The organism is Devosia ginsengisoli (genome assembly GCF_024707105.1).
Lineage (GTDB): Bacteria > Pseudomonadota > Alphaproteobacteria > Rhizobiales > Devosiaceae > Devosia > Devosia ginsengisoli_A.
Genome location: NZ_JANQAJ010000011.1, coordinates 880460 through 906218, shown reverse-complemented (window position 1 = coordinate 906218; position 25759 = coordinate 880460). Strand labels below are relative to the sequence as shown.

General features: G+C 64.0%; 30 protein-coding genes. 28 read left to right on the top strand and 2 right to left on the bottom strand.

The genetic code is table 11. The features are described 5' to 3' along the window. Window positions 1-45 precede the first annotated feature (45 nt). The 4 genes from NVV79_RS18445 (at window position 46) to NVV79_RS18430 (ending at window position 1899) form a co-directional block, all read left to right on the top strand. Entirely contained in the window at window positions 46-681 is a 636-nt protein-coding gene (locus NVV79_RS18445; protein ID WP_303992336.1) for a hypothetical protein, read from the top strand. Window positions 682-787: 106 nt separating this feature from the next. Further along, window positions 788-1129 (top strand): hypothetical protein, encoded by a 342-nt coding sequence (locus tag NVV79_RS18440; RefSeq protein ID WP_303992334.1) that lies wholly within the window; start codon window positions 788-790, stop codon window positions 1127-1129. Window positions 1130-1489: 360 nt separating this feature from the next. Continuing rightward, window positions 1490-1678, top strand: a complete 189-nt coding sequence (locus NVV79_RS18435) for a hypothetical protein (protein ID WP_303992332.1) — start codon at window positions 1490-1492, stop codon at window positions 1676-1678. Beyond that, window positions 1675-1899, top strand: a complete 225-nt coding sequence (locus tag NVV79_RS18430; protein WP_303992329.1) for a hypothetical protein — start codon at window positions 1675-1677, stop codon at window positions 1897-1899. Before NVV79_RS18435 ends, NVV79_RS18430 begins: the two co-directional genes overlap by 4 nt. Here the strand turns inward: NVV79_RS18430 and NVV79_RS18425 are convergent. Beyond that, a complete protein-coding gene (locus tag NVV79_RS18425) occupies window positions 1884-2192 on the bottom strand; it encodes a hypothetical protein (protein WP_303992327.1) in 309 nt (102 codons plus the stop codon). The two genes, NVV79_RS18430 and NVV79_RS18425, sit on opposite strands and share 16 nt — an antisense overlap. 475 nt (window positions 2193-2667) lie before the next feature. Between NVV79_RS18425 and NVV79_RS18420 the strand changes: the two genes are divergently transcribed. The 5 genes from NVV79_RS18420 (at window position 2668) to NVV79_RS18400 (ending at window position 6147) form a co-directional block, all read left to right on the top strand. Beyond that, entirely contained in the window at window positions 2668-3246 is a 579-nt protein-coding gene (locus NVV79_RS18420; RefSeq protein ID WP_303992324.1) for a hypothetical protein, read from the top strand. A gap of 180 nt (window positions 3247-3426) precedes the next feature. Beyond that, window positions 3427-4128 (top strand): ParB/Srx family N-terminal domain-containing protein, encoded by a 702-nt coding sequence (locus NVV79_RS18415; protein WP_303992322.1) that lies wholly within the window; start codon window positions 3427-3429, stop codon window positions 4126-4128. 62 nt (window positions 4129-4190) lie between these two features. Continuing rightward, window positions 4191-5042 (top strand): DNA methyltransferase, encoded by an 852-nt coding sequence (locus NVV79_RS18410; protein ID WP_303992319.1) that lies wholly within the window; start codon window positions 4191-4193, stop codon window positions 5040-5042. Beyond that, complete coding sequence (locus tag NVV79_RS18405) at window positions 5042-5776, top strand: pyridoxal-phosphate dependent enzyme (protein WP_303992317.1); 735 nt, start codon at window positions 5042-5044, stop codon at window positions 5774-5776. Before NVV79_RS18410 ends, NVV79_RS18405 begins: the two co-directional genes overlap by 1 nt. Window positions 5777-5811: 35 nt before the next feature. Further along, window positions 5812-6147, top strand: a complete 336-nt coding sequence (locus tag NVV79_RS18400) for a hypothetical protein (RefSeq protein ID WP_303992314.1) — start codon at window positions 5812-5814, stop codon at window positions 6145-6147. A gap of 449 nt (window positions 6148-6596) precedes the next feature. On the opposite strand, the gene NVV79_RS18395 is transcribed toward NVV79_RS18400, so the two are convergent. Next, a complete protein-coding gene (locus NVV79_RS18395; RefSeq protein ID WP_303992311.1) occupies window positions 6597-7433 on the bottom strand; it encodes a hypothetical protein in 837 nt (278 codons plus the stop codon). A gap of 148 nt (window positions 7434-7581) precedes the next feature. Here NVV79_RS18395 and NVV79_RS18390 point away from each other — a divergent pair, with 148 nt between their 5' ends. From NVV79_RS18390 to NVV79_RS18300, 19 genes are all read left to right on the top strand, one after another. Next, on the top strand, window positions 7582-8025 hold the full coding sequence (locus NVV79_RS18390; RefSeq protein WP_303992307.1) for a hypothetical protein: 444 nt from the start codon (window positions 7582-7584) through the stop codon (window positions 8023-8025). Next, on the top strand, window positions 7925-9307 hold the full coding sequence (locus NVV79_RS18385) for a terminase gpA endonuclease subunit (RefSeq protein ID WP_303992304.1): 1383 nt from the start codon (window positions 7925-7927) through the stop codon (window positions 9305-9307). Before NVV79_RS18390 ends, NVV79_RS18385 begins: the two co-directional genes overlap by 101 nt. 32 nt (window positions 9308-9339) lie before the next feature. Next, entirely contained in the window at window positions 9340-9939 is a 600-nt protein-coding gene (locus tag NVV79_RS18380) for a terminase gpA endonuclease subunit (protein ID WP_303992301.1), read from the top strand. A gap of 3 nt (window positions 9940-9942) precedes the next feature. Continuing rightward, complete coding sequence (locus NVV79_RS18375) at window positions 9943-11568, top strand: phage portal protein (protein WP_303992298.1); 1626 nt, start codon at window positions 9943-9945, stop codon at window positions 11566-11568. A 3-nt stretch (window positions 11569-11571) separates the two neighbouring features. Next, a complete protein-coding gene (locus NVV79_RS18370) occupies window positions 11572-11823 on the top strand; it encodes a hypothetical protein (protein ID WP_303992295.1) in 252 nt (83 codons plus the stop codon). Then, window positions 11823-13190: a S49 family peptidase gene (locus tag NVV79_RS18365; protein ID WP_303992292.1), complete on the top strand. Its 1368-nt coding sequence runs from the start codon at window positions 11823-11825 to the stop codon at window positions 13188-13190. Before NVV79_RS18370 ends, NVV79_RS18365 begins: the two co-directional genes overlap by 1 nt. Window positions 13191-13268: 78 nt before the next feature. Next, on the top strand, window positions 13269-13955 hold the full coding sequence (locus NVV79_RS18360; protein ID WP_303992289.1) for a head decoration protein: 687 nt from the start codon (window positions 13269-13271) through the stop codon (window positions 13953-13955). Window positions 13956-14067: 112 nt separating this feature from the next. Then, window positions 14068-15099 carry a major capsid protein gene (locus NVV79_RS18355; protein ID WP_303992286.1) on the top strand — a complete coding sequence of 344 codons (1032 nt, stop codon included), beginning with the start codon at window positions 14068-14070 and terminating at the stop codon, window positions 15097-15099. Between the two features lie 15 nt (window positions 15100-15114). Further along, window positions 15115-15504: a hypothetical protein gene (locus tag NVV79_RS18350; protein ID WP_303992283.1), complete on the top strand. Its 390-nt coding sequence runs from the start codon at window positions 15115-15117 to the stop codon at window positions 15502-15504. A 6-nt stretch (window positions 15505-15510) separates the two neighbouring features. After that, complete coding sequence (locus NVV79_RS18345) at window positions 15511-16368, top strand: hypothetical protein (protein WP_303992280.1); 858 nt, start codon at window positions 15511-15513, stop codon at window positions 16366-16368. Continuing rightward, entirely contained in the window at window positions 16361-16906 is a 546-nt protein-coding gene (locus NVV79_RS18340) for a hypothetical protein (protein ID WP_303992276.1), read from the top strand. The genes NVV79_RS18345 and NVV79_RS18340 overlap by 8 nt, the downstream gene beginning before the upstream one ends. A 28-nt stretch (window positions 16907-16934) precedes the next feature. Next, window positions 16935-17510, top strand: a complete 576-nt coding sequence (locus NVV79_RS18335; protein ID WP_303992273.1) for a hypothetical protein — start codon at window positions 16935-16937, stop codon at window positions 17508-17510. Window positions 17511-17517: 7 nt separating this feature from the next. After that, window positions 17518-17928 carry a GPW/gp25 family protein gene (locus tag NVV79_RS18330; protein ID WP_303992271.1) on the top strand — a complete coding sequence of 137 codons (411 nt, stop codon included), beginning with the start codon at window positions 17518-17520 and terminating at the stop codon, window positions 17926-17928. Between the two features lie 9 nt (window positions 17929-17937). After that, a complete protein-coding gene (locus NVV79_RS18325; RefSeq protein WP_303992269.1) occupies window positions 17938-18786 on the top strand; it encodes a baseplate J/gp47 family protein in 849 nt (282 codons plus the stop codon). Beyond that, window positions 18786-20792, top strand: a complete 2007-nt coding sequence (locus NVV79_RS18320) for a phage tail protein (RefSeq protein WP_303992266.1) — start codon at window positions 18786-18788, stop codon at window positions 20790-20792. Before NVV79_RS18325 ends, NVV79_RS18320 begins: the two co-directional genes overlap by 1 nt. Continuing rightward, window positions 20792-24007: a DUF4815 domain-containing protein gene (locus NVV79_RS18315; protein ID WP_303992263.1), complete on the top strand. Its 3216-nt coding sequence runs from the start codon at window positions 20792-20794 to the stop codon at window positions 24005-24007. Before NVV79_RS18320 ends, NVV79_RS18315 begins: the two co-directional genes overlap by 1 nt. An 11-nt stretch (window positions 24008-24018) precedes the next feature. Continuing rightward, the gene (locus NVV79_RS18310; protein ID WP_303992261.1) at window positions 24019-25071 is read left to right on the top strand and encodes a hypothetical protein; all 1053 of its coding nucleotides are present in this window, start codon (window positions 24019-24021) and stop codon (window positions 25069-25071) included. Further along, complete coding sequence (locus NVV79_RS18305; protein WP_303992258.1) at window positions 25071-25526, top strand: hypothetical protein; 456 nt, start codon at window positions 25071-25073, stop codon at window positions 25524-25526. The genes NVV79_RS18310 and NVV79_RS18305 overlap by 1 nt, the downstream gene beginning before the upstream one ends. Further along, entirely contained in the window at window positions 25523-25750 is a 228-nt protein-coding gene (locus tag NVV79_RS18300; protein ID WP_303992255.1) for a hypothetical protein, read from the top strand. Before NVV79_RS18305 ends, NVV79_RS18300 begins: the two co-directional genes overlap by 4 nt. The last annotated feature ends 9 nt before the right edge of the window (window positions 25751-25759 follow it).

Here is a 25759-nt window from a genome sequence, read left to right as displayed (position 1 = left end):
GGGTAAAGTGCCGCCGTCCGTCTGGTCATAGCAATTGGCAGAACCATGTTCATGCCGCTCGCGATATCGCCGCTGATCGGGCTGGGCATTATGGTGTCTGCCCTTTTGGCATCTGCGGCCTTGATCGGCTGCATCGCGATGATGCGCGGCAAGGGGAACTGTTCGGGTGACGAGGATATCGGATCGATGAGCGCTTATGGTCGCGTGATGTGCCGTGTCTGCGGCAAGATCGTCAACGGGAGAGTGCCGGCAGGCGGAGACGGATCGGCGCTGTTTCCTTGGCGCCATAGAGCCAGCGGAAAGTTCGGGCCGGTCTGCGACGGGAGCTATACCGAGGCGGTCGGCGAGGGCATTTTCGATGAGCCAAGGCTTAAGTTCGGCTATGCCCACGCCGTCGAGATGCGAGCGATCGAGGCGACCCTCGACCCCGGCCTCGATCCCACCGCCAAGCGCTTCGCGGCCATCCACGCTTACGAGGAGCGCCACAAGGACGATCTCACGCTCAGGCAGGCCCAGGCCAAGCGGGCCGCCGAGCGCAAGGCGAGCCCACCATCGCGCTCTTGGCTTAATGCCGAGGAGATTGCCTACCTGATCGAGCGCCTGGCCGGCGTGAATGATCCGATGGGTCTGAGCGCGAGAAGCACGCTTAGGGCCATGCAAAAGTCGCTTCCGCCGTTATAGGCAATCCGGCGGGCATTAGGCATGCTCGGCGCCAGGCTATTGCTACCAGCGCGCGAGCGGGATTTAGTGGCGCCCGATATAGCCGACGATCCCCGGAGCGATCCCCATGCGCCTGCTGCCCGCCCTTGCCCTTGCCGCCATCATGGCCGCGCCCAGCGCCGCCCAGGAAGCCGCAAACATCCCCGCCAATGCCGCGGCCGGAGATATCATCGCCGCCCTGGCCGGCCTGATAGCCGGCGAGGAGCCCTGCGATCTGGCCTATGATCAGGATGCCGTCGCCGCCTATATCAAATTCGCCATCGCCCCCAACAGCTCGCTCTTTCCCAGCCGCTTCAATGGCGAGGTCAAGCGCGCCCGCGCGGACAGCGACGGCATGACGGAGAGCCAGCGAACGGCCTATTGCACGCAAATCGACCGCATGGCGCGCGAGCTGCAGTTCATTGAGTGAGCCGAAGTATTGGATTGCTGGGATAAACGTTGCTACTAAATCCAATACAGTCTAGTCGTGCGAATGACCACAAGGGCGGGGCTAGTCCCGCGAAATCGAGGGAAAGCAGACGCGCCCCACCAGCGGACGAACAGAGTAGCGACAAATGGGCCGAACATAGGGTAGGCCGATCTAGGATGATCTAGCGAAATCATTAGTTGGGATTGGTGGGAATTAAACGGCGGGCGCCGTAAAGGCCGGCAGAGAGGGCGGACGCGCAAGCGAGCCGAACACCGACGAAACCGGTAGCGCCGACGAGCTGCAAACAAATCGGCTGGCGATCGACGCCGCTCTTGTGGTCGCCCATGTGGAGACAGCTTTATGACCGAGGAAACCGTCACCGAAATGCTGCAAGAGCTTCCCATCGGCCTGACGCGCGCCGGCTTCTACGACCTCTGCCAGGATAAGGATCGCCCCAGCGTAGATGAGGCATGGCGCCGATATAGCAGCCAAGGGCTGGCCGCCCGCCGGCCATCCCCGGCCAGGCTGGTGCGGACGGTCAGGCCATGAAGAAATCGCGCAAGGACATCAATCTGCTGATCGCCGGGGCGGTCCAGCCCCGTCTTGATGACGGCGAGCTTATCGGCATGGACGATAACCATGTGTTCTTGATGGCCCGCGGCCAGGTCTTTCGCATCCGCGTCGAGGAGATCGAGAAGATCACCAACCACCCCGATGCGGTCGAGCAGGCGCTCAATTTCATGCGCACGCTGCCCTATGGGCCGGATTGAATAAGCAGCCGCCCAGGCTCGCGATCAGTATGCCTTCCGGCGCCGCCGGCCGCGCTCTCGACGATAGCCAGCTCTGACGGCCGCCGCCCGCAATCGGCGCAGGATAGCCGCTCGATCACCGCGCCCAGCGTTGTATCCCATCCCCGCTGCCCTGCCAGCAGACGGAACGGCAGCAGCGTCATGCGGCCATCATTGCCGACCAGATCGATCAGGCGGGCGTCCAGCGCCACGGCCGAGGGGAATTCCTGCCATGGCTCGGGCATGGGCGGGATGGGAAAAGGCGTCTTCGGCATGCGCTGCACGGCTTCTATCGCCCTCCGAATTCTGTGACATGCCGTTGTGACATTTCCCGGCCATTCCGTGACATCGCGTGACATTTGCCCCTTTTTGTGACTGTCACAGCGCCAAAGCCCCGGCCTTCCTTGTCAAGATCAGCGCCCCGTCAGACCGCCCATTCTGACCCCTAAAATGCACCCCCTGACCAACTTTTTTACAAGCCATTGATCCGCAATCGAAAAACATGTCGCTCCCCAATGCGCGCCCATAAGGACGGACAGTTTTTCTTGATTGACGCATGTGACAAATCACCCCTAACACTCAGGCGAAGACGGTCACAAATGCGCCTCGCGGTAACTCAGCACCGGATCAGCGCAAGCGGCAAGCGACGGGGCCGACAGGCCCCAGGGAGCGCAGACCGGTTGAGCGGGCGGTTCTATCCTCCCTATCATCAAGATCATCAGAATATCTCGATATAGGCGCGCGCAACACATGGCCCCATCCATCAGGATCACGGCCAATGATGCCAATCTCAAAATCTTCGGCAATCAGATCGCCGCTCTCGGCAGCGGGCAAGCGCATAAAGCGCTAGCCCGCGCGATCAACCGCACGACGACGACTGTCCATGGCCGGGTGATCCGAGCTATCCGCAAGCAATCGGATATCCCCACCGCCATCATTCGCCGCCAGATCAAGAAGCGCCTGGCCTCGACCAACATCGCTCATGGTGGTGTGCTCGAAGGCGTCATTTCCGCAACTGGCTCGCCCATCAGCCTCAAGCACTTCAGGGCAAGGCAATTCTCATTTGGCGTGAAAGCCAAATGGGGTGGCAGATGGCACGAGTATCAATCCGCCTTCATGGGGCCGAGGCCTGGCGTCATCGCGCCCAAGCTGGCAGGCAACGTCTTCGTCCGCGTCAGTTCATCCCGCTTCCCAATCGAAATGCTTTTCGGTCCATCCGTGCCCGAGGAGCTGGTCAAGGGCGAGAGCGAGCGCATCTTCCATGAGACCGTGGCAACCATGCTGCCCCAGCGCGTCCGTCATGAGCTTGGGCTGCTGTTGCCTGGATAGGCGACGACCATCAGGGAGCGCGCCCTGCGTGCGATTGCGCAGAGGGGAGGGGGGCCTCATAGGTACCCTTTCTGGCCCTTCGGCCATGCGGGGCGGAACCCCCCGATCTTTGCCTGTTTTTTTCGTTTCCGTTTTTGCAGTTCCATTCCGCCGAAATGGCCCACCAAAGGGGTGCGATTGGTGTCCGAAAAGCAGACAATCGCCGTCGAGGTCCGGCCCGTTGCCGATCTCGTGCCCTATGAGCGCAATGCCCGGAAGCATCCGGCCGACAAGGTGCGGAAGCTGGCCGATCTGATCGGCGAGTTCGGATGGACTGCGCCGATCCTCGCCGATGATGCTGGGATTGTGGCCGGCCATCGCCGCCGGCTCGCGGCCATGCTGATCTATGCCGAGGGCGGCGTCATTCGCCTGCCCGGCGGGCAGGAGCTTCCGGCGGGGATGGTCCCGGTCGTCGATTGCACTGGATGGTCGGACGAGCAGCGCCGGGCCTACATACTGGCCGACAACCAGACGACCCTTGAGGGCGAATGGGACGAGGACTTGCTCCGCTTGGAGCTGACCTTCCTCGACGGCGCCGGCTATGACCTGACGCTGACCGGCTTCGACGGCGCGGCCCTTGAGGCAGCGTTGGCCGGCCCCGAGCATGGTGGCAGCGACGAGCCCGATCCGCTCAAGGTCACGCTATCCGACCGCTTCGGCGTCGCGCCCTTCTCGGTCCTCAATGCCCGCGAGGGCTGGTGGCAGGATCGAAAGCGCGCCTGGCTGGCGCTGGGCATTCAGTCCGAGGTCGGGCGGGGAGAGAACCTGCTGAAATTCTCGGACACGATCAACGAGCCCGACCCGGCCAAGCGGGCGAGGAAGAAGGCCCAGGCCCATGGCTAAGAATTTCGCGCGCACCTTCGGGCAAGACCTGATGCGCGGTGAGCATGTTGTTGGGGGGGGGCATGGGTAAGCAAACCGCAAGCCTGAAAGGCTCCCTGACGCTTGGCACCACGGCGCACCCATACGATGGCCAGGATGGCGGCACCGCAAGCCAGACGGGCACATCGATCTTCGATCCCGTCCTTTGCGAGCTGGCCTATCGCTGGTTCAGCCCGCCGGGCGGCGTGATCCTCGATCCGTTTGCCGGCGGATCGGTGCGCGGCATCGTCGCCAGCAAGCTCGGCCGCTCATATGTCGGCATCGATCTTCGGTCCGAGCAGATCGAGGCCAACCGGGAGCAAGGGCTCGCGATCTGCGATGATCCGCACCCCGAATGGATCGAGGGCGATAGCCGGGACATCGCGACGCTGGCGGCCGATACCGAGGCGGATTTCCTGTTCTCGTGCCCGCCCTATGCCGACCTTGAGGTCTATTCCGACGATCCGGCCGACCTTTCGACGCTGGAATATTCCGAATTCCGCCAGGCGTATTTCGATATCGTCGCCGCCTCCGCCACGCTGCTCAAGCCCGATCGCTTCGCCTGCTTTGTCGTCGGCGAGGTTCGCGACAAGCGCGGGAATTACTATGGCTTCGTTCCTGACACGATCGAGGCCTTCCGCCGCGCCGGCCTCGGCTACTACAACGAAACCATCCTCGTGACGGCGGCCGGCTCCCTGCCGATCCGCGCCGGCAAGCAATTCGAGGCGTCGCGCAAGGTGGGCAAGACCCATCAGAACGTGCTCGTTTTCGTCAAAGGCGATGCGAAGAAGGCGACCGCCGCCATAGGCAAAGTCGAGTTCGCCGAGATCGAGGCCGATGAGCCCCGGATCGACAGCGGCGATGATCCTGATGCTGAATTCGGAGAGCGGCTTTGATGGAATTGCCGGCCCCGGTCATTCATGAGCATGACGGCATTTTCGTCGTGCGCGACGATCTGGCGCCAGGCGGCACCAAGGCCCGCTATCTGAGCGTGCTTTTCGAGCAATGCGACGAGCTGGTTTATGCCAGCCCGGCCGAGGGCGGCGCGCAAACGGCGCTCGCCTACTGCGCCCAGGCGATGGGGAAGCGGGCGACGATCTTCGTTGCGAAGCGCGCGCAGCCGCATCCTCGCGCCCTGATGGCAAAGGCGCTCGGCGCCAAGGTGCTGCAGGTCAGTCCCGGCTATCTTGCTGTCGTCCAGAAGCGGGCGGCCGACTATTGCGCGGCCAGGGGCGCCATGCTGGCGCCGTTCGGCGTTGATCTGCCCGAGGCCATCGACGCAATCGCGCAGGCGGCCGGCACGGCCCAGCTTGCCGACCATCCCGATCAGGCTTGGTCGATCGACGAGGTGTGGTGCGCCAGCGGCTCGGGCGTTCTGGCCCGCGGGCTGGCAAAAGCGTTCCCGAATGCCCGCCGGCATGTCGTGCAGGTCGGCCGCGAGCTGAGCCCGGATGATGTCGCGGGCGCGACCATCCACATCCATCCGCGAAAATATGCGCAGCACGCGCAGAGCAAGCCGCCATTCCCAAGCGATCCGCACTACGACGCGAAGGCATGGGAGATTTGCAAGGCCGAGCGCGGCCCCGGCCGCGTCCTGTTCTGGAATGTCACCGGCCCGGCCGACCATTGAGAGATACCCTGTGCGCGCTTGCCGATCTGCGCGTCATGGAAAAGACCGGAATGCTGCAGCGGCAAGGCGGCTCCCCCGGCATCAACGAAAGGACTTTGATGATGATGCGCCTCAGTCGCTACCTGCTGTTCGCCTTCTCTGCTGCCTTCGCCTTCCTGCTCGCGCCGATCTCCTTTGTGGCTGACGCGATCCGCGACGCCTGGCCGGTCTATCAGCCCAGCGCCTCGGAAAGCCTCGCTCTCGATCGCCTGGTCGAGCCCGTCGCCATCATCCCTGCGATGCGAAGTCGCTTCCGCGCTTTCGTTGAACGGCTTCTCGATCATGATCTGTTTCGCGCCGGTCACTTCGATCCTGGGCGCTGCGCGGCGTAGGACTAGACGGAAACGGAAAGCGCCACCCTGCGAGGGTGGCGCTGATCCGCCTTTTCCGGCTTGCTGATGGCAGGCTCGATAAGGCGAATACCTCCCGAGCGAGTAGCTTAGTGGGGCTGGCGCGCGTATTCGGCCAGCCCCGCAACGCTATGCCAACTCGGTAAAGCTATTGTCGGGGTTCCAGCGAAATCGGGTCTCGTGCTCCGGCCCCTTGCCATGAACGCAAACCCGAAAGGTGTCTCCTCTGCTGGTTAAGACGAACGCCCCCCCGTTGGGGTGGCCTGGGCGACCAAATCCGAGCCTCGCCAGATGCCTCCCGAGGTGCCAGGCCATAGCGGCCGGGCTCGTGTGTATATATGGGCAAAACAGGGCGGGGTTCATACCGGAGCTGGTAGGGTCGCGGGTATAGTCAAAGCCCTCGGCGGCCTCGAAGGTTACATCGACTGCCATCACGCCGCCTCCTTCCCACGCGCCTCAAGGGCAATCACCGCCAGATCGCGATACTTGGCGATGGCCTTCGGGCTGCTGCTGATCGGATTGATTTCGATGGCCTTGAGGCCAGCCAGATCGCCGGCTTCGGCCATGGCGACGACAGCGGCCAGCTTCGGGCGGAAGCGCTTGTGCGTCTCGGCCGTGAAATCCGGGGCGGCCGGCAGCTCGCCGCGCTGGGCAGCTTCGAGGGTCGCGGCGCGCTTGCCGGTCTTGATCGCCTTCTGCCCGGCATCATTCAGCCGGAAGCGGTTCGGCTCACCGCCGGGGACGGCTTCTGCCTTGATCTCGTCAGTCAGCGGCGGCGTGGCATTCGCCTGATCGATACCGGCCTTGATGGCCTCGACGATCCGGGTCGCTGCCTCGAAGCTCATCGCCAGCGTCTCGATCGCCGCGTCGTGGCCGAAAGCGCCGCTCTCCGCGGCGACATTTAGGAACCGCTTCGTCGCGGCTTCCTTGGAATTGGCACGCTTCATGCCGCCGCCGGTCAGAATGGCGCTGAGCTGGGCGATCTGCGTGCTGGACAGGGTGGTTTCGGTAGTCATGGCGGGCTCTCCTTTCGAGCTGGGCTGGTAGTGATCGGGGACGAGGGCGGAGCGGCCTTCGGCGGTGACGGCATAGACCATGCCGCGGCGGCCATTGTTGACCTCGGCCTTGAAGCGGATGGCGGCCTCGCGGGCAGCTTCAAGCGTTGGAAAATCCTCGGTCCTGAATTGGCCGCTTCCAACGAAGATCGAAGCGCTGAAATAGGCGGCGCGCTCGATCATGGCGGTGTCGATGTCGTTGTGCTTGGGCATTTCCGTCTCCCTTTGGACGAGACCACACCTAGGGGTGTGTCTTGGAAAGTCCACTCCTTTTTTGAAGTAAATCCAATATGGCCGAAAAAAGACACCGCCGGCCGATGACGCCGGCCTGATCTCGATCGACCAGGCGGCGCGGCTGCTGATGATCACGAGCCGCTGGATCAGGAAGTTGCAGGCGGACGGCTACATTCCGCGCCCGGCGCCCGGCAAGGTCGCGCTGGTGGCGGCCGTGCAGGGCTACATCAAGAGCCTCAAGGACGAGGACCGCCGATCGACGAAAACGGCCTCTGATAGCCGGGTGCGCGACGCCCGCGCGGCCGAGATCGAAATGCGCATCGCCGAGCGCAAGCGCGAGCTGATCCCGATCGAGGATGCCGCCGCTGCGATGGACCTCCTCGCCGGCAAAACTAAAGAAGAAATGACCGGCCTGGCCGCGCGGATCACGCGCGACATGGAGTTGCGTCGCAAGATCGAGGCCGAAGTGAATGGCGCGCAAAGCCGTATCGCGGACGCTCTCCGAGCATCTGCCGAATTTGCTCGAAAGGGCGGCGACCTTCCTTACTCCAGCAGCGCAGACGACGCCTGACGTTTGGGCGGCCGAGAACCGCCGCTATCCCGCATCGGCCGGCATTCCCGGCCCGCGCGACCCAAATCTGACGCGCTACATGGTGCCGTTCGCTCGCCGCGTCCATGCTGCGCGGCATCGTCGTGTGGTTGGCGTTACCGCCGCCCAATCTGGCAAGACCGACAATCTGCTCGATTGCATCGGCGCCAGGCTCGACCAGCGGCCCGCTCCGATCCTCTATGTCGGGCCGTCAAAGGAATTTGTGTCCGACCAGTTCGAGCCGCGCCTGATGTCGCTGCTCGATGAGGCCGCCACGCTCGCCGCCAAGGTCGTTCGCGGCCGGCGGATGAAAAAGACACTGAAATACGTCGCGGGCGTCCGCGTCCGCCTTGGCTCCGCCGGTTCATCGACCTCGCTGAAATCCGACCCCTTCGCCTTGGGTGTCGTGGATGAGTACGACGAAATGGTCGCCAACATCAAAGGGCAAGGCGACCCGCTCGGCCTCGTCGAGGCGCGCGGCGAAACCTACGCCGATTTCGTTACCGCCATCACGTCGACGCCCTCTCAGGGGCTTGTCGAGACGGAAATCGATCCGGTCAGCGGGCTTGAATTCTGGAAGCCGGGCGACGTTGCGCAGGTGGTAAGCCCCATCTGGCGCCTGTGGCAGGCCGGCACGCGCCATCACTTCGCCTGGAAGTGCCCGCATTGCAGAGAATACTTCGTCCCGCGCTTCAAGAACCTGCGCTGGGATAAGGGATCGACGCCGGCACAGGCCCGGAAAAACGCCTATCTGGTTTGCTCGAATTCCGAGTGCGGGGGCGTGATCGAGGATCACCACAAGGCGGAAATGATCGCCGGGGGCATCCAGATTGCGCCGGGGCAGACGATCGAGGACGCCATTGCCGAGCGCAATGAGCCGGAAAACAGCACATGGTCGTGCTGGACGAGCGGGCTTTGCTCTCCCTTCGTGACCTTCGGGGAGCGCGCCGAGCGCTATCTGACCGCCCTGCTGACGGGCGAGGAAGATAAAATCCAGACGGTCATGAACGCTGGCTTCGGCGAGCTGTATACGGCCGGCGCATCGGGCGAGCTGCCCGAATGGAAAGGCGTGCTGCTGCATCGCATCGGCTATCCGAAGCGCGTCGCGCCGGCTGGCGTTCTGCGTGTGGTGGCGGGCGTGGACGTGCAAAAGCGCTCGCTGGTCTATGTGATCCGCGGCTTCGGCGCTCGCGGCTCGTCCTGGCTTCTCGACCATGGCTATCTCTATGGCAATACGGCCGAGCCCGGGTTTGGGCTGATCTGACCACGCTGCTGACCAATCCGGTCGGCGGCCTGGTGATCGAGCGGGCGTTTGTCGATAGTGGGTTTCGGCCGGAAAAGGCCGACATGGGCGATGAGCACATGGTCTATCAGTGGTGCCATCGCCACGACTATTTCGCCTATCCGACCAAGGGCCGGGACACGCTGGGCGGACGGCCGTTTCAGGTCAGCAAGATCGAGGTGGATCGGGATGGGGCGGCGTCGAAATATTCGATCGACCTCGTTCACATCAACACCGACTTCTTCAAGGGCCTGATCCACTCGCGGCTCCGGACGCCTCTCGATGAGGCCGGGGCATTCTTCCTGCATAATGATGCAGACGAGGATTATGCCCGGCAGATCATTTCGGAAGTCCGGGTGATCGGCGAAAAGCTCAAGCCCGAGTGGATGAAGCGGCAGCGCGACAACCACTTCCTCGATTGCGAGGCCCTGGCCGCTGCGGCGGCCTACATGCTCAACGTCCAGCAAATCCCCGAAGGGGTGGAGCGGACATTTGCGCTACCGGACCTGCCCGGCAGCGCGAAGCCTGCAACGTCGGCCGCGGCCCAGCCCGAGGCGACGGTATTCGATCGCTTCCGCAAAATGGCCCAGCGCCACCAGAAAACAGGGCGTTAGCCAATGCGCGTTCCCAGCATCAACGCACGGCGCGGCCGGGCGGTGAATGTCGCTGCGCCTGTCCCGGCGCCTGCCGGCTCCGATATCGTGGCGCCCACGCCGCGCAGCGCGTATATGCGCGATGGGCGGGGTGTCACGTTCGGCGGCTGGCGGCCGTCGCTCCGGACGGCGCAGGACGACGTTGCGGCGGCATTCGAGGCCGCGACGGCCCGCACGATCGACCTGTCGCAGAATAATGGCTGGGTTTCCGGCATGATCGAGCAGGCCGCGGCGAATACCGTGGGCCTGGGCCTGCGCCTGCGCGCGCAGCCCGAGAACGATCTGATCGGCATGAGCGAGGCCGACGCCCAGGTCTGGCGGAAGCTGGTCGAGGCGCGCTGGCAGCTTTGGTCGAATACCCCGCTGGAATGCGATCTCGAAGGAACGCGCACCATCGGGCAGATGCAGGACGCGGCGTTCAAGCATTGGGTCGCGACAGGCGAAATCCTGGCCGAGCTGGTGTGGCGCCGCCGCCCGATAAGCGCTTCCCGCACCAAGGTGCGGCTGCTGTCGTCCACGCGCATTGTGAACCGCACGGACCAATTCTCGCGGCTTCATTCCGGCATCAGGGTCAACGCGGATGGCCTGCCCATCAGCATCGTATCCAAGCGGACGAGCCCGCATTTGGGCGAGCAGGAATTTGAGGTCCCGATGAGGGACCGCTTCGGCCGCCCCCTGGTGATCCACGTTTTCACCGGAGCGCCCGGCCAGCGTCGCGGCATTTCGCCGATAACGCCGGCCCTCAAGGTCGCCCGGCAATTCGACCAGCTCGCCGATGCGACGCTTGTCGCTTCGCTGATCCAGACGATCTTTGCGGCGTCGATCACGGCGGATATGCCGACCGAAGACACGCTTCGTGGGCTGCTTAGCCAGAGCGAGCAGGCCCGACTTTTGGCCGGTGGCGGTTCGCCGTTCGACGCCTGGTTTGAGGCGCAGGCCGGATGGTATGACGCCCATCCGATCGACGTGGGTTACAACGGGCGCATCGCGCATCTGTTCAACGATCAGAAGCTCGAATTCCATTCGCCCGAGCAGCCGACCAGCGCCTATAAGGACTTCTCGCTGCATCTGCTGCGCGAAATGGCCCGCTGCCTCGGCCTGACTTATGGCAGCGCGACGGGGGATCATAGCGGCGAGACCTATACGGGCGCTCGCATGGGCGTCGCGGATATCTACCCGATCACGCGGCAGCGCCGGAAAAACATTATCTCCCCCTTTGTCCAGCCGATCTATGAGGCCTGGCTTGAGGAGGAGATCGCAACGGGCATGATCCCGTTCCCCGGCGGCTATAGCAATTTCTTGCTCAATCGGGCGGCGGCCACCCGGGCCGCATGGACTGGCGAGCCGAAGCCGATCGCTGACGATCTCAAATCGGCCAAGGCCGCCGAGGTCTACCGGAACATGGGCGTGCTCTCGGATCAGGATATCGCCGACGATCTCGGACGCGACATCGAGGACGTATATGCGCAGCGCGCCCGCGAGGCCGCCTTGCGCGAAAAATACGGCTTGCCGGAAAACTGCTATCCGGCCGCGTTGAGCGCGACCGAGCAGATCGAGGAAGCGCCCGAGCCGGCGCCCGCAGGAGGTTGATTGATGGCGTCCATTCCCACGCTTGACGCCGATCCGTGCGGCCGGGCGGCGGCTCTGCGCGCTGTCATCGACAAGATCGCGACGGGCGGCTCTGCCACCGAAGTGGAATTCGAGGCGGGCAATGGGACGCGGCGCCGCGTCCGCTATACCCAGGCCAATCTTACGGTGCTCAATCGCCTGCTGATGCAGGCCGAGGCGGCATGCAGCGGGAACAGCGGCCGGGGCAAGCAATTCGCAATTGGGGGGCGCTTCTGATGAGCGGGAATTTTCTGCCGCTGATTGCGCAGCGCATCCTCAATCGGCCGCTGCTGATCCACCCTCAGATGGCCGACGCCATCTATGCGATCCTTGAGGGCCGCATCAATGCCGACGCCTTCATGGCGGCTGGGAAGGCGCCCGAAGCAAGCCGCTTCATCGGCTCGGGTGATCGTCCGGACGGCACGCGGCGGCGCTATACCCGCGCTTCTGGCCGGACGGCGATCATCACCATCGACGGCTCCCTCGTGAACCGCGGCGCATGGGTTGGGGCGGATTTCTGCACCGGCATGGTCAGCTATGAGGGCATCGGCGCGCAGATCGATGAGGTCGCCGCCGACGCCCGCGCCGGGCATCTGGATAATCTCGTCCTCGACGTAAATAGCTATGGCGGCGAGGCCACCGGTATGTCGGCGCTGGCCTCCAAGATAGGCGCGCTGCGCCGGATCATGCACGTCGTTGCTGTCGTCAATGATGTCGCCGCCTCGGCCGGCTTCGGCCTTGCCAGCAACGCGGATCGCATAGTCGTTTCCCCGACCTCGATCGTTGGCTCGATCGGCGTCGTGATGCTGCACCTCGATCGCTCGGGCGAGCTCAGCCAGAAGGGCATTCGCCCGACGCTGATCCATGCCGGCGCCAAAAAGGTGGACGGCAATCCTTTCGGGCCTCTGCCCGAGAATGTGCGCGCCGACATGACGCGCGACGTAATGGCCTTCTATGAGCAGTTCCTTGGGACTGTCGAGGCCGGGCGGGGCAAAGGGCGCTTGAGCGTCAAAAAGGCCCGCGAAACCGAAGCTGACACGTACATCGGCGCCGAAGCCGTTGCGCGCGGCCTGGCTGACGCGGTCGGCTCGCTCGACGAAGTGCTTGCCGACCTATCCCGCCCTGCTAGGGCGAATTCTAACCAGACACGAAAGGGCGCCACCATGGAGCGCACGGACCTGCCCAATGCGGGCGCAACTGATACTGCAATGCAGGCCGCTCGCCTTGAAGGCGAAGCCGCCGGCAAGATCGTCGGCAAAGCCGAAGGCATCGCCGAGGGCACCAAGGCTGGCGCCGATGGTGAGCGCACGCGCATCGCCGCGATCATGGCCCTGCCCGAAGCGGAAAAGCGCAACGGGACGGCCCTTAAGCTGGCCCTCGACCCGGCTGGCTTCTCGGCTGAAACGGTGAAGGGCGTTCTTGCCGGTCTGCCCGAGGATGGTGCGGCCCCGGCCAAGGCCGAAGCCCCCACTGCCCCTTCGCTTGAGGAGCGGATGCAGGGGCAGGCGGAAATCGGCGCTGACGATGGCGCGAGGCCCGATGCTGCTGGCAAGACCGCGAAGGTCTCGGCGGTGCTGAGCAAGGCGTTTTCCAGCCGCAACTAATCCACTGGCCGTTCTGCCGGCCTTCCCCTGCAATCCATCTGCGGCGCGATAGGCGCGCGCAAATATGGGATTTCAATCATGACCAAATTCACCGAAGGCCGGCACAACACCGAAGGCCTGATGAGCGAGGCGCCGTTCCATCGCTCGCGCGAAAACATTGTGATCGCTGCCGGCGCGGGCGTCGTTGAGCCTGGCACCATCCTCGGGCAGATCACTGCCGGCGCGAAAGCTGCTGTTGGCGCTGCCGGCGTTCCCGCTCCGGTAGCGGCGACGATCACCGCGGCTCCCGAAGCTGCCCCCGGCACGAAAGTTGGCGTGCACCTGTTTGTGTGCATCGTCGGCGGGGCCGCCGCCGCATCGAAGTGGCGCCACACCGATCCCGCTGGCGAAGTCGTCGGGATCGCCTCGGGCAATACCGAGTATTCGGGCGGCGGCCTGTCCGCCCTGACTATCACCGATGCCGGCACGGACCCCGAGGCCGGCGAAACTTTCACGGTGACCGTCAGCGCTAGCGGTGAGGCATCCCTCGAATGGGCGCCCTCGCCCGATACCGAGGAGGAGGGGATCGAGGGCGCCGAGGTCGCTCGCGCGATCGCGCTCTATGGCTGCGATGCCACCACCGAGAGCCAGAAGATTTCGGCCATCGCCCGCGATGCCGAATGGAACGGGCACACCCTGACCTATGAAGCCAGCGTCGATGATGCCGGCAAGCGCGCGACCAAGGCCGCGCAGCTCGCAGCCGTGGGCATCATCGCCCGCTTCTAAGCCGGGCCTGCGCGCCTAGCCCTCACCCCCACCCACCAGCGGCAAAGCCGCCAGCGCTTTCATCAGCGCGGGCGGCTTTTGCCTGTCTGCTTTCCCATGGAGACACCGAGCGATGCTCGACATTTTCAACGACGACGCATTCAGCGTCACCACGCTGTCGCTGGCTCTGCGCGATGCGAAGCCGCGCCCGTCGCGCCTGGGCGACATGGGGCTGTTCGCCGTCAAATCGGTCAACACCCTTTCCGTCGCCATCGAGCGCATCGGCGATATCTTGCAGCTCGTCGCCCCCACCCCGCGTGGCGGCCCTGGCGAAACGCGCGACATGCCGAAGCGCACGATCGAGAATATCTCGATCCCGCACTTTCAGCGCGACTGGTCGGTTATGGCTGATGAAGTCCAGGGCGTCCGCGCCTTCGGTAGCGAAACGGCCCTCGAAACCGTCGCGGGCAAGGTGGCCGAGAAAATCGGCGTCAATGTCGATGACCTCGACCTGACCGACGAATATTCTCGCCTGGGCGCCGTGCAGGGCATCATCACTTACAAGGGCGGCGAAACCCTCAACCTGTTCACCAAGTTCGGCGTGTCGGAGCCCTCCGAGACCGATTTCGACCTCGACAACGCGAACCCTACCGATGGCATCCTGCGCCGGAAGTGCGTGGCGGTGATCCGCCAGGTTCGCAAGGCGGTCGGCGGCCTGTCCTTCGGCTATGTCCATGCCTTCTGCGGCGACAACTTCTTCGACGATCTGTTGCAGCATCCCGAAGTGCGCGAAACCTACAAGGGTTGGCCCGAGGCCATGATCCTGCGCGACAGCTATGTCGGCAAGAACCGCGCCGAGAACCCGATCTTCGAGTTCGGCGGCATCGTTTGGGAAAACTACGGCGCGATCGAGGACAGCGGCGACGGCGCGCTGATGGGCATCGGCACCGACGCTGCCCGCTTCGTTCCGGTCGGCCTGAATGGCCTTTTCCAGACCTATCATGCGCCGGCCGACTACGAGGAAACCGTCAATACGATGGGCCTCAAGACCTATGCCAAGCAGTGGCCCATGCCGAACGGCAAGGGGCGCAATGGCGAAACCCAGCGCAACGTGCTGCACATCTGCACGCGGCCTGGCGCTCTGCTGCGCGCCAAGCGCTCCTAGGCGGGGGACAGCGATATGTCCTCGCCCTTCGATGATCTCGACGAGGGCCTTCAAGAGGTTATCGACGAGACGATGGGCGAGGACATCCACGTCCTGCCCATGGCCACGGGGCAGTACGGCGCTGCCGCTGACCCGACCCGTGTCCCGAAGCCCTGCCGGGCGGTGATATCGAGTGCGCCCCATATGGCGCGCAACGATTTCCCGAATGCCAGGCAGGCGACGCCGCTGGCGACGAGCCCGCGCGAAATCTGGATCACGCGCAGCAACTATGCGGCGCTCGGCTATGACGTCGGGCGTGACGACGAGATCGCCTTCTCTGATCGTGGCGATCCGGCGCCGAAGTCCAAGGTTGCGGCGATCCACGTCGGCGATCATGGCGACGTTCAGATAATCCTCGCGGGATAGCGCACCATGTCCATCGTATCGCTCGCGCTGCGCATATCGGCCGTGCGCGCTTTGCAGGCGGCCGGCACCATTGCCGGGGCGAGCCGCGTTTTCGACAGCGCGGTAATGCCGATCGATAAGCTGGTCAGCGCTAGCCCCGAGCCCTTCATTTCGATTTCGACCGAGGATGAGGTCGATACCCCCGCTGGCCGGGATATATTCGCGGGCTCGCGGAGCATCGACTTCGTAATCGAGACGGCGATTACCAAGACGGTCAAGCTGCCCGCTGGGCAGACGCCGGGCGATAGTCCCGAGGAGATATCGATCGCTGTCGTCGATACAGACGGCAATCTCGAAATGATGCTCGCCGTCCTCGGCCGGCAGATCACGGCATGCCTGTGGGGCCGCGGCGGGGGCGCATGGGGCGACGTTTTCCGCTCGCTGGCCGGTACCATACGAGAGCATCGGTCCCGCCGCGGCTTGCCCGCGTCTGACGGCCAGCGCTTTGCAGCGCGGCAGACGATCTTCTCGATCCAGCCTATCGCCGAGCCGGCGTTCGCAAGCGAGCTATGCGTAGGCACCCCATTGGCGGCGTTCCTCTCTGCCGTCGAGGCGGATACAGAATTGGCGCCGATGGCGCCGGCCATCCGCCATGCGATCGAGGGCAAGCCCGTCGATTGGCCGGCTTTCTTCACGCAATCCGCCGTGGCCGCCGGACTGACCGAGGCCCAGGCGCTGGCAGTCGGGATCTCGGATATCGGCGGCGGCGACAGCGATCCGCTGGCAGAAATCGCCATAGGCCTCGACGATCAGCCCGGCGCCGAATGGATTGTCGATGCCGCCGCCGCTGATGCTCAGTTCCCCGAGGAGCCGTCAGATGGCTAGCAATCCGCTTATGGCAATGCACATGCGGATTTCCGAGCTTGAGCGCCGCCTGTCCATGACAGTCCGGCATGGCCGCGTTGCCGAGGTCAATGAGGCCGAGGGATGGGCAAGGCTCGATCTCGGCGAGGGCGATGCTGGGCGGATGCTTTCGCCAAAGCTGCCCTATGGGCAGATGGCAGGAGCCCTCAAGGTGCATGCGCCCCCCAGCGTCGGCCAGACGATGACGATGATTGCGCCCGGCGGCGACTTCCGCCAGGCCATCGCGCTGCCGATGACGTGGAGCAATGCCAACGAGAGCCCCGGCGATACCGCCGATCCGGTTCTGACCTATGGCGATGTCAAGATCACACTGACCGAAGGCGGCGTCCGCATCGAGGTCGGCGGCTTCGAGTTGCTGGTTTCCGGCGCCGGCCTCGCTATGGCGGGCGGCGGCGTCGGGCACAACGGCCAGGATATCGGCTCGACCCATCGGCATCCCGATGTGCTGCCCGGCCCTGCCAATACCGGGACGCCGATTGCTGCCGGTCCTACCCCTTAATCTTCGCACCATCCGAAAGGACTGATGGATGAAAGACCTTGAAACGATGCTGCGCGAGCGGCTTTCGGATAGCCGCGCCTGCCTGGCGGCCCTCGATATCAATGCCGACCGCGTTCGCATCCAGTTCGGCGCTGTCGGCCCCCTCCCCAAGCTCATGCTTGCCGTGAAGGGCAACGAAATCTCCATCCGCCATCCGGTTGATCTGGCCGAGGCGTGGCAGCGAGAGGACGCCGCGAAGCGCTCGCGCCCGTCGCCGCTTGATCCGGCACCGGAGGCTCAGGCCGAAGACGCTGACGCGCCGATCGCGGCCGTGCTGGTCGATGGCCGGCTGTTTGCCGGCGAAGGCGGCCGTGAGATCGAGCTGCCCGAGGACTTCTTTGAGCTGGTCGCGAAGGCGCTGGCCGAGGGGAAGGCTCAGGCCGAAGACGCTGGGGGCGGCGATCAGCAGCAGATCGTTCCCACGGACCCCAATGCCCACACCAAAGAGGCTTTGATCGCACTCGCGACGGCGACGCCCGGTGCGGAATTCAAGCCGAGCGACACTAAGGCCGTGATCGCCGCCGCCATCGACAAGGCGCGCGGCGTTGCGAGCAAGCCGGAGTAGCTGAAAAATGGCCTCTGATCCCAGCATTGATATCGACGCTGCGACCGGGGCCAACATCGGCGGATGGCCTCACGTTCTGCAATGCCTTAACGAAATCTTCGTGACGCGCTTTGGCGAGCGCGTCATTCGGGAATGGTTTGGCTCGAATGTGCCTCGCCTGCTTGGCGAGCCCATGAATAGCCAGACCATCGTTCCGTTCTTCGCCGCAATCGCCAGCGCCATCGATCAGTGGGAACCGCGATGCCGCGTGATCCGGGTCGTTCCGGACAGCGTGGATCGGGGCGGGATGCTCCGCGTCCATGTCGAGGTTGAGTATCGGCCGCGCGCGCTCGTTGGCGATTTCACGGTGGATGGCGCTCGCCGCGTCACCTTCGAGACTGGCAGCAGCGGTGGCCTGATCAGCAACGCTGCGATCTAGGGGGCCAAGATGGCTGACAATTATCTCGATGGCCTGCCGGCTCCTGTGATCACGCAGGAAATCCCCACTGAAACCATCCTCGCCCGGAAAGAGGCCGAGCTTGTCTCTCGCTTTCCCGCCGTGGCCCCGACCTTGCTGCTTGAGAGCAGCCTGACGAAAAAGGTCTTGGAGGAAGGCGCCTACAGTGAATGGCTTCTTCGCCAGCGCGTAAACGAAGCCTTCCGGGCAAATCTCCTGCCTTATGCCTATGCCGGCGATCTCGATATTCTGGCCTCGTTCTATGACGTGATCCGCATATTCGGCGAGAGCGACGAGCGCCTCCGGCAGCGCGTCATTCTGGCCATTCGCGGGCGATCACCCGGCGGCACAGAGGCGCGCTATTCAGCCGTCGCCATGGGGGCGAGCCTCCGCGTGGCCAGCGTCGCGATCTACACGATCGGGCGAAATCCGACGATCTACGCGGCCGTCTTTTCGACCGACAATAACGGCGTCCCCGACGCGGGGTTGCTTGCCACGGTCGATGCTGCGTTGCAGGCGCCGGATGTGCGGATGGTCAACGACACGATCGTTGTCCAGGCCGCCGCTCGGACCATCGTGAACATTGCCGCCGACGTTTGGCTTTTGCCGCAGACGGCCAGCTCCATAATGCCGACGCTGGAAAGCGCGCTGCGCGCCGCCTGGGCGGCCGAGAGCGGCCTTGGCTTCGATCTCACGCGCGCGTGGATTTCCGCCCGCCTGATGCTGCCGGGCGTCCAGCGCGTGGCGGTAACCGCGCCGGCCGCCGATGCGGCTGTCCCCTTCAATCAGGCGGTCGCGCTGGGATCGATCAGCCTCACAAACAAGGGTAGGGACTTCTAGTGGGCGCTTCGCTTCTGCCGCAGCATTCGACGGCTTTCGAAAAGTCGCTGGCGGAAGCCCTTGATCCTTCCAGCCTCTTGATCCCGCCGATTGACCTCATTCGCGGCACCAAGATCGCGGCGCCGATCCCCTCGCTTCTGCCGTTTCTGGTTTACGAATATGGCCTGGGCGAGCTGACGCCCTATGTGCCGAACCTCTATGACCTGATCGACCAGGGCGTGCGCTGGCAGCGCATCCGAGGCACGGTGAGCGCCGTTGCCATCGGCCTGGCATGGATCGGCTATAGCGCCGAGATCGAGCCGGCATGGACCGGGCGGCGCTGGTGGAATTCCTTCCAGCTTCGCTTTCCCGACCTGCCGGTGGCGGACAGCCCGGACCTTGAGCGGATCGAGGGCATTACCGGCCTTTCGGTGCCGAAGCGCTCGCAGTTGCGGCGCGGCGTGCATCAGTATGATGTCGGCCCGCTTGAGGCCGATCATTCCCCGCTTGACGGGTCGATGCTCGATCATGAAAGCGGCATCGCCGTTACGCCGGCCGGCACGATCTGGTCATTCGGGCGAAGCCATGAATTCGCGCATGTCCTGGCCGAGGATGAAGGCCGGGCCATCGGCAACTGGATGTTGCAGCCTGGCGATACCGCCGCCTCGTGGGACTTCATTGCCGGCAGTGCGACTGTCGATGGCGAGGCCGTTGATCTGGCGACCGTGTTTTCGGTCGAGCGCGATAGCGTCGGCATGGCGCTGGACAGCGATGGCGTGTGGCAGGAATTTGCGGCCAATGAGCCGCGCATCACCGATCTCGGCCTGACGATCGAGCCGGCATCGACCAACTATATTCGCAACACGACCAATCAGGGGCAGGTCGGCACCGGCCTTCCGACCAATTGGTCGCTTTCGCCGGCTGGCGGCTTGAGTTCAGAGGTGCTGGCAACCGGCGTCAAAAACGGTCTGCCATATACGCGGATACGCTTTTTCGGGACGGCCAACATCAACCAGTGCCAGCTTGTTTTTGAACCGCCAGCGGCCATCCCGGCCGCTCCGGGGCAGCTTTGGGCGTTTAGTGCTTACGTCCAACTTATAGAGGCCGTATTCGCGCCGGCAAGTTTTCACCTGCGCTTCCGCGAGGTGGAGACAACCGCGGTACTCAAGAGCATCGTGTCGGCCATCGCTCCCGATGCAACATGGTCTCGGTACGATCTCGTGTGGGAAACCACCGAGCCCACCACCAATCGCTTGCGGCCCAGCTTTGGGCTGCAGTTGACGAATGGTGCGGCTGTCGATGTCACCGTCGATATCGCTGTGCAGCTTGAGCAAGGTGACGCCGTTACCTCGCCGATCCTGACATACGGGACGGCGGCCACACGCGAAGCCGATGAGGCGGTGCTTGCCCTTCCGGCCGGCACGCTGGATTTGGCCGTCACCTTTGACGACGATGTCGTCGAGGTCGTCGGCGAGCAGGGCGGCAGCTTTGTTGTCCCGACTGAACTTTATCGCCCCACCATCAAGGCCGTCTCGGCATTGGTCGTCGGAGGCGGGCTGGTTTGGGCCGAAATGGATGTGCTGTGGGTTGATCTGAACGTCCCGTGGGCTGACGATCCGGCCGATCAGCGCCGGTCGGTGCTGGCTGGCTGGTTCTCCGGCAAGCCGATCTATATCCGCCTGGCTAACGATGCTGGCGTGATCGGCTATCGCCGGTGCCGGGCGGTGCATCCCGTCGCCGCGCATATCGACGGCGCCTATGTCGTGGATGCCGAGCCCTATCAGCCCAAGCCGGGCGCCGGGGAGCTGTATCTTGAGGCTCTAACGCAATTCGACGACGCCGATGCAACGCTGTGCAGCTCGCTGGCCATCCTGGTCAATGCCGAGCTTGCCGAGGGGGTCGCGGCGGGCCGGCTGTGGCTGGCGCCCGATGAAGTGATTGGCGGCGAGGTCATCGCCGCCAAGGACGTTTCCATTCCGCTCCGCCGCACCGTGCGCGAGCAGATCAAAATCCTCATGAGGTTCTGATGTACGAGCATGAAAGCGGCCTGCCCGCTGCCTACGATCGCGCGCGCGGTGTGCAGGAACAGCAGGCGGTCGTTTTCTATGGCGAGCGCGCCCTGATCCAGGGCGCCGAACTGAACGATCTGCAGTCCATCATTCGCGGCCGTCATGACCGCCTCGGCCGGCTCATCGCCAAGGATGGCGATCGCACCGAGGGCGCCATGGCCGTCGTCGATGTGGACGCGGAAACCGTGACGCTGACCGCTGGCAAGATTTTCGTGGCCGGCGATGAATTCCCGGTTGCCGAGAAGGTCATTGCCGGTGTTGCTATGACCGGTGTCGTGTCGATCGGCGTGCGCCTGGTTCGCGAATGGATCACGGCAGACGACGATGCGTCATTGCGCGGGCTGGTTCCCGGTTCGCTGGCCGAAGGGGAAGATGGCGCGGCGCGCGAAGTGGCGCATATCGCCTGGGCGCTGGCCGATGACAGCGCGGAAGGTGAGTTCCATCAGGTCTACCTTCTGCAGGACGGCACGATCATCGATCAGACGCCGCCGCCGATGCTCAATGGCATCCAGCAGGCCATTGCCATCTATGATCGGCCCCATGGGCATTACATCGTCAGCGGCAATCGCGTGACGGCCCTCGGCCCCTCGGGTGGCAAGCAGCATTTCTCGATCGAGGAAGGCGAGGCCAATATCAGCGGCTTCAAGAATGTCCGCTTCGCCGCGCTGCGCATCGCCGAAACCGAAGATTGGGACGTGGCGGCCGTGCCGGGCGAGACCCACACCTATTCCGGTGGCGCGAGCCAGACGATAACGACCGACTTTGCCCCGATCGACGAAATCACCTCGATCCTGCTGACCAAGGAAAAGACGGTCTCGGTGACGCGCGGCGTGCTGTCCAATGGCATTGATGGCCTGCCCGATAGCTCGGTGATCGAGATTGTCGAGGTTACCCAGGGCGGCACCACCTATGTTGAAAGCACCGATTTTGTCCGCACGGGCAATGGCGTGGACTGGGCTCCGACAGGGGCCGAGCCGCTGAGCGGGTCGAGCTATCAGGTCAAGTATCGGTATCGCGCCAGCGTGACGGCCGACACTTTCGACGACGCCACCATCACGGTCTCGGGCGGGGCGACGGGCGGCGACATCATCCTCGCCTATACCTATAAGCTGCCCCGCATCGATATCATTGGCCTGCTGCCGAACGGCGCGCCGGCCTATATCTATGGCGTGTCGGCTATCACCAACCCGGTGATGCCGGTTCCCCCGGCCGATGTGCTGCCGCTTTGCGAGGTTCACAACAATTGGACCGGCCTGCCGGCCATTGTCGTGGATGGTGAGCGCACCGGCGTTCGCATGCCGACATGGGCGGAAGTCCGGCGCGTGTTCAATCTGGTCGAGGATCAGTCGCGACTTATCCAGTTGGAGCGGCTGCGCAGCGAGGTGGATCGGCGCGATCCCACGGCCAAGAAGAATATGTTCGTCGACCCTTTCGAGACGGATTATTACCGCGATCAGGGCGAGGCGCAGACGGCGGCCATCGGCAATCGGCTGATGCAGTTGGCGATCGAGCCGACCTTCTATGACACCGACCTGACCGGGCCTGTGACGCTCGATTGGGTGGAAGAGGTTCTGGTCGAGCAGGCGCTTAAAACAGGCTGCGAGAAGATCAACCCGTACCAGAACTTTATACCGATGCCGGGCAAGCTGACGCTGACGCCGGCAGCGGATTTCTGGTCGGAGCGCGATACGCAATGGACCTCGCCGGCCACGCTGGAATTCCAGCGCGGCATCAACTGGTCGGGCGCCCGCGTCACCGAGGAAACGACCGTCAGCAAGGTCGGGCAGCGCAATGATGAGCTGCCTTTCCTGCGCCAGCGGAGCGTGGCTTTCACCATTGCGGGCTTTGGCGTCGGGGAAATCCTCGACGCGCTGACCTTTGACGGCCTCGACGTGATGCCTGGCGGGCTCGATCCCGCCGACGTTGACGGCGAGATCAGCGGGACGTTCACCATTCCCGCCAATGTTCCGGCAGGTACCAAGAAGGTGCTCGCAACCGGGCAGGGCGGGACCGTGGCCGAAGCGCTGTTCACCGGGCAGGGCACGCTCACTGTCGATGTGATGCGCCGCACCACGACCATCAATCGCTGGTCGGAGCCGCCGCGGCAGTCGTCGTCGGAAGGCGGCGGGGGCGACAGCATGTTCTCATTCCAGACTTCGTCGGACCCGCAGGCGCAAATCTTCCTGCTGCCGGCAACGCGTCAACTGGTGGGGGTGGACTTCCACCTTTGCCACATCGGCGATGAGAGCAATCACATCCTGATCCATCAGGTCGCGGTCGATACCGGCCTGCCGACCACGCGGCTCGAAGCCGAGGCATTCGTGTCGATGATGGGCGCAGTCACCGGCTGGAAGTCGGGGCGCTATGATCTGCCGGTGACGACGGGCAATGATCGCGATCATGCCTTCGTCATCAAGACGGACGATGGGGATCACTCGATCTCGCTGGCCGCGCTGGGGGGCTTCGACGCCACCCTGCAAAAGCCGGTGACCTCGCACCCCTATCCCATTGGCCCGCGCCTTTCGTCGGTCAATGCCCGGACATGGACAGCGCATCAGAATGAAGCGCTTTCCTTCCGGCTGGTGGCGGCCCGCTATCCGGTCACCACCAAGACGGTGGAGTTGGGGTCATTCGACCTCGTTGATTGCAGCGATATGCAGGTGCGGGCGGCAGTCGAATTGCCAAGCGCGGCCTGCTCTGTCGTTTTCGAGATCGAGCGGCCAGGCGGGGCGATCTATCGGCTCTTGCCGTATCAGGTGTTGCAGCTCGGCGAGTATCTTACCGAGACCGTCGAGCTGCGCGCGATCCTGACCGGCACCGAGCATCTGTCGCCGATCCTCTATGCGCCCGTTGAATTCATCGCCGGGGAGATCGCAACCGAGGCGACCTATGTCAGCCGGGCGTTCGACTTTTCGACGGCCGACAGCATATCGGCCTATCTCAAGCTCTCGCTGCCTGGCGGCTCCACCGCTGCCGTGCAGTACGATCTTGCCGATGACGACTGGACGGAGCTGCCGCTGCACGCGACAGAGATTTCGCCCGATCCGGCCTGGGTCGAACGCAACTACCGGGAAGACAGCCTCTCGGCCAGCCTCATGCGTCTCAAGATCACCCTGACGGGCGGGCCTGGCGCCCGGCCGCTCGCGGCTGATCTCGGCGCGGCCATGAAATAAGGGAAGCGGGAATGGCACCGACTGAAAATCGCGGCTACCCGCTTCCAGATGAGGCGAAAACCGTCAAGGAAGAGTTCGAGACGCTTGCCAACTTCACGCTGCCGATGATCGACCTGGACATGCAGTCCTTGTTCACTGCCATCGGCGGCAAGGCGGCGTTCGATCATGAGCACGGGATCGGGGATATTGCGGGATTGTCCTCTGCTTTGCAGGGGTTCATGCCAAATTCCACGACATTCGCGCTCACCGACCTGACCGACGTAGATGGCGCGGCGGAAGCCCCGAACGGCTATGTGCTGATCAAGACGGCTGGCCGGTGGCTGGCCCAGGCGGCAGCAGCCGCGCTGGGCGCGCATGGGCACGCCATCGACCAGGTCTCGGGTCTGGTCGCCGCACTGAACAGCAAGGCCGACCTCGCCTCGGCGGTGCTGTTCGATCGCGCCCAGGAACTCAGCACGGCGCAGAAGAACCGGGCCAAGGCCAATATGGGGGTGACCGACCCCACGCCGGGCGACATAACCGCGGATGCGCTCGCCCCTGCTATCGTCGGCGCCACCAACAAGGCTACGCCGGTCAATGCGGATATGCTCGGCATCGTGGATAGCGCGGCGGACGGCCTGCTCAAGAAGCTCACCTGGGCCAATCTCAAGGCAACGCTGAAGGCCTATTTCGATGGGGTCTATTCCGCTGTCGGACACTCTCACGCCTTCGCCGATCTGTCAGGCAAGCCCAACACGCGGGCCGGATATGGCATCACCGATGCGGCGCCGATCCCTGCGAGCAGCAGTTATCCAGTTGGGTCGGTTGTTATGGCATTGCTCCCGACTGCGGGCGGGTCAACGATAAGCGTTGCAAATGGGGGCACAACCTCGGGGGCCAACCTTCGTGCACTCATGTTTGCCCAGATCATATCTGGTGAAGGGGTGGCTGGGCCTGCCGTCACTTCGAGAAGCTCCGCTGTCCTGCCGGGCACCTGGCGCAATATCTCTGGACAGACACTAAACACCGGTTCGGGTGATGGGACTAGCTGGTCTCCGGGCGGCATTTGGGTGAGGACAGCCTGATGAGCACGATCATAACGACTGTCCATTCGATCAAGGCGCTGGCCGAGGAAGGCACATTCGATATCGACCTCACCGTCGAAGGCATCGGGCGGATGAACTACACATATCTGCCCGATGACGATGCACCCATAACGGCGGCCCTGACAGCCTGGCTGGCGGCCAATCCCAGCTTTCCGGTCGAGCTGTACGAGCCGCCGCCCGAGCCGCCTGTAGCCTTGCCGATCCTCAAGCCCTATCAGTTCTGGGGAGCGGTGCGGGCTCAGGGCTATGAAGCCACCCTGCACGATTGGGTGGCCAGCATCGCCGACCCGGTGGAACAGGCCCTCGCTTCGTCCATGCTGGAATTCTCGCTGGAATTCCGGCGCAACCACCCCATGATCGAGGCGGCCCGCGTCTATCTCGAAATGTCGGAAACCGACCTCGACAATCTCTGGATATGGGCGGCCACGCTATGATCAGCGACGGATGCACCGGCTTCCAATGGCTGGAACAGTTCTTTCCCATCCACGCGTGCTGTGTGGTGCACGACATGGGCGGCACGGACGGCACCTTGCTTGATTGCCTCTTGCAGGCAACGCCAGGCTGGGCGTGGCCCATCGTCGGCCTGTGCGTCACGCTGATGCTGCTGTTCCGGCCCCTCTATCGCCTCCTCAAGGGCAGCGCCAGCGCCCGGCGCTGACCATCCACC

Excerpts from the sequence above, each read along its gene's own strand:
- NVV79_RS18445 (WP_303992336.1), top strand. The coding sequence starts at position 46 with ATGTTCATGCCGCTCGCGATATCGCCGCTGATCGGGCTGGGCATTATG.
- NVV79_RS18440 (WP_303992334.1), top strand. The coding sequence starts at position 788 with ATGCGCCTGCTGCCCGCCCTTGCCCTTGCCGCCATCATGGCCGCGCCC.
- NVV79_RS18435 (WP_303992332.1), top strand. The coding sequence starts at position 1,490 with ATGACCGAGGAAACCGTCACCGAAATGCTGCAAGAGCTTCCCATCGGC.
- NVV79_RS18430 (WP_303992329.1), top strand. The coding sequence starts at position 1,675 with ATGAAGAAATCGCGCAAGGACATCAATCTGCTGATCGCCGGGGCGGTC.
- NVV79_RS18425 (WP_303992327.1), bottom strand. The coding sequence starts at position 2,192 with ATGCCGAAGACGCCTTTTCCCATCCCGCCCATGCCCGAGCCATGGCAG.
- NVV79_RS18420 (WP_303992324.1), top strand. The coding sequence starts at position 2,668 with ATGGCCCCATCCATCAGGATCACGGCCAATGATGCCAATCTCAAAATC.
- NVV79_RS18410 (WP_303992319.1), top strand. The coding sequence starts at position 4,191 with ATGGGTAAGCAAACCGCAAGCCTGAAAGGCTCCCTGACGCTTGGCACC.
- NVV79_RS18405 (WP_303992317.1), top strand. The coding sequence starts at position 5,042 with ATGGAATTGCCGGCCCCGGTCATTCATGAGCATGACGGCATTTTCGTC.
- NVV79_RS18400 (WP_303992314.1), top strand. The coding sequence starts at position 5,812 with ATGGAAAAGACCGGAATGCTGCAGCGGCAAGGCGGCTCCCCCGGCATC.
- NVV79_RS18395 (WP_303992311.1), bottom strand. The coding sequence starts at position 7,433 with ATGCCCAAGCACAACGACATCGACACCGCCATGATCGAGCGCGCCGCC.
- NVV79_RS18390 (WP_303992307.1), top strand. The coding sequence starts at position 7,582 with ATGATCACGAGCCGCTGGATCAGGAAGTTGCAGGCGGACGGCTACATT.
- NVV79_RS18385 (WP_303992304.1), top strand. The coding sequence starts at position 7,925 with ATGGCGCGCAAAGCCGTATCGCGGACGCTCTCCGAGCATCTGCCGAAT.
- NVV79_RS18375 (WP_303992298.1), top strand. The coding sequence starts at position 9,943 with ATGCGCGTTCCCAGCATCAACGCACGGCGCGGCCGGGCGGTGAATGTC.
- NVV79_RS18370 (WP_303992295.1), top strand. The coding sequence starts at position 11,572 with ATGGCGTCCATTCCCACGCTTGACGCCGATCCGTGCGGCCGGGCGGCG.
- NVV79_RS18365 (WP_303992292.1), top strand. The coding sequence starts at position 11,823 with ATGAGCGGGAATTTTCTGCCGCTGATTGCGCAGCGCATCCTCAATCGG.
- NVV79_RS18360 (WP_303992289.1), top strand. The coding sequence starts at position 13,269 with ATGACCAAATTCACCGAAGGCCGGCACAACACCGAAGGCCTGATGAGC.
- NVV79_RS18355 (WP_303992286.1), top strand. The coding sequence starts at position 14,068 with ATGCTCGACATTTTCAACGACGACGCATTCAGCGTCACCACGCTGTCG.
- NVV79_RS18350 (WP_303992283.1), top strand. The coding sequence starts at position 15,115 with ATGTCCTCGCCCTTCGATGATCTCGACGAGGGCCTTCAAGAGGTTATC.
- NVV79_RS18345 (WP_303992280.1), top strand. The coding sequence starts at position 15,511 with ATGTCCATCGTATCGCTCGCGCTGCGCATATCGGCCGTGCGCGCTTTG.
- NVV79_RS18340 (WP_303992276.1), top strand. The coding sequence starts at position 16,361 with ATGGCTAGCAATCCGCTTATGGCAATGCACATGCGGATTTCCGAGCTT.
- NVV79_RS18335 (WP_303992273.1), top strand. The coding sequence starts at position 16,935 with ATGAAAGACCTTGAAACGATGCTGCGCGAGCGGCTTTCGGATAGCCGC.
- NVV79_RS18330 (WP_303992271.1), top strand. The coding sequence starts at position 17,518 with ATGGCCTCTGATCCCAGCATTGATATCGACGCTGCGACCGGGGCCAAC.
- NVV79_RS18325 (WP_303992269.1), top strand. The coding sequence starts at position 17,938 with ATGGCTGACAATTATCTCGATGGCCTGCCGGCTCCTGTGATCACGCAG.
- NVV79_RS18315 (WP_303992263.1), top strand. The coding sequence starts at position 20,792 with ATGTACGAGCATGAAAGCGGCCTGCCCGCTGCCTACGATCGCGCGCGC.
- NVV79_RS18310 (WP_303992261.1), top strand. The coding sequence starts at position 24,019 with ATGGCACCGACTGAAAATCGCGGCTACCCGCTTCCAGATGAGGCGAAA.
- NVV79_RS18305 (WP_303992258.1), top strand. The coding sequence starts at position 25,071 with ATGAGCACGATCATAACGACTGTCCATTCGATCAAGGCGCTGGCCGAG.
- NVV79_RS18300 (WP_303992255.1), top strand. The coding sequence starts at position 25,523 with ATGATCAGCGACGGATGCACCGGCTTCCAATGGCTGGAACAGTTCTTT.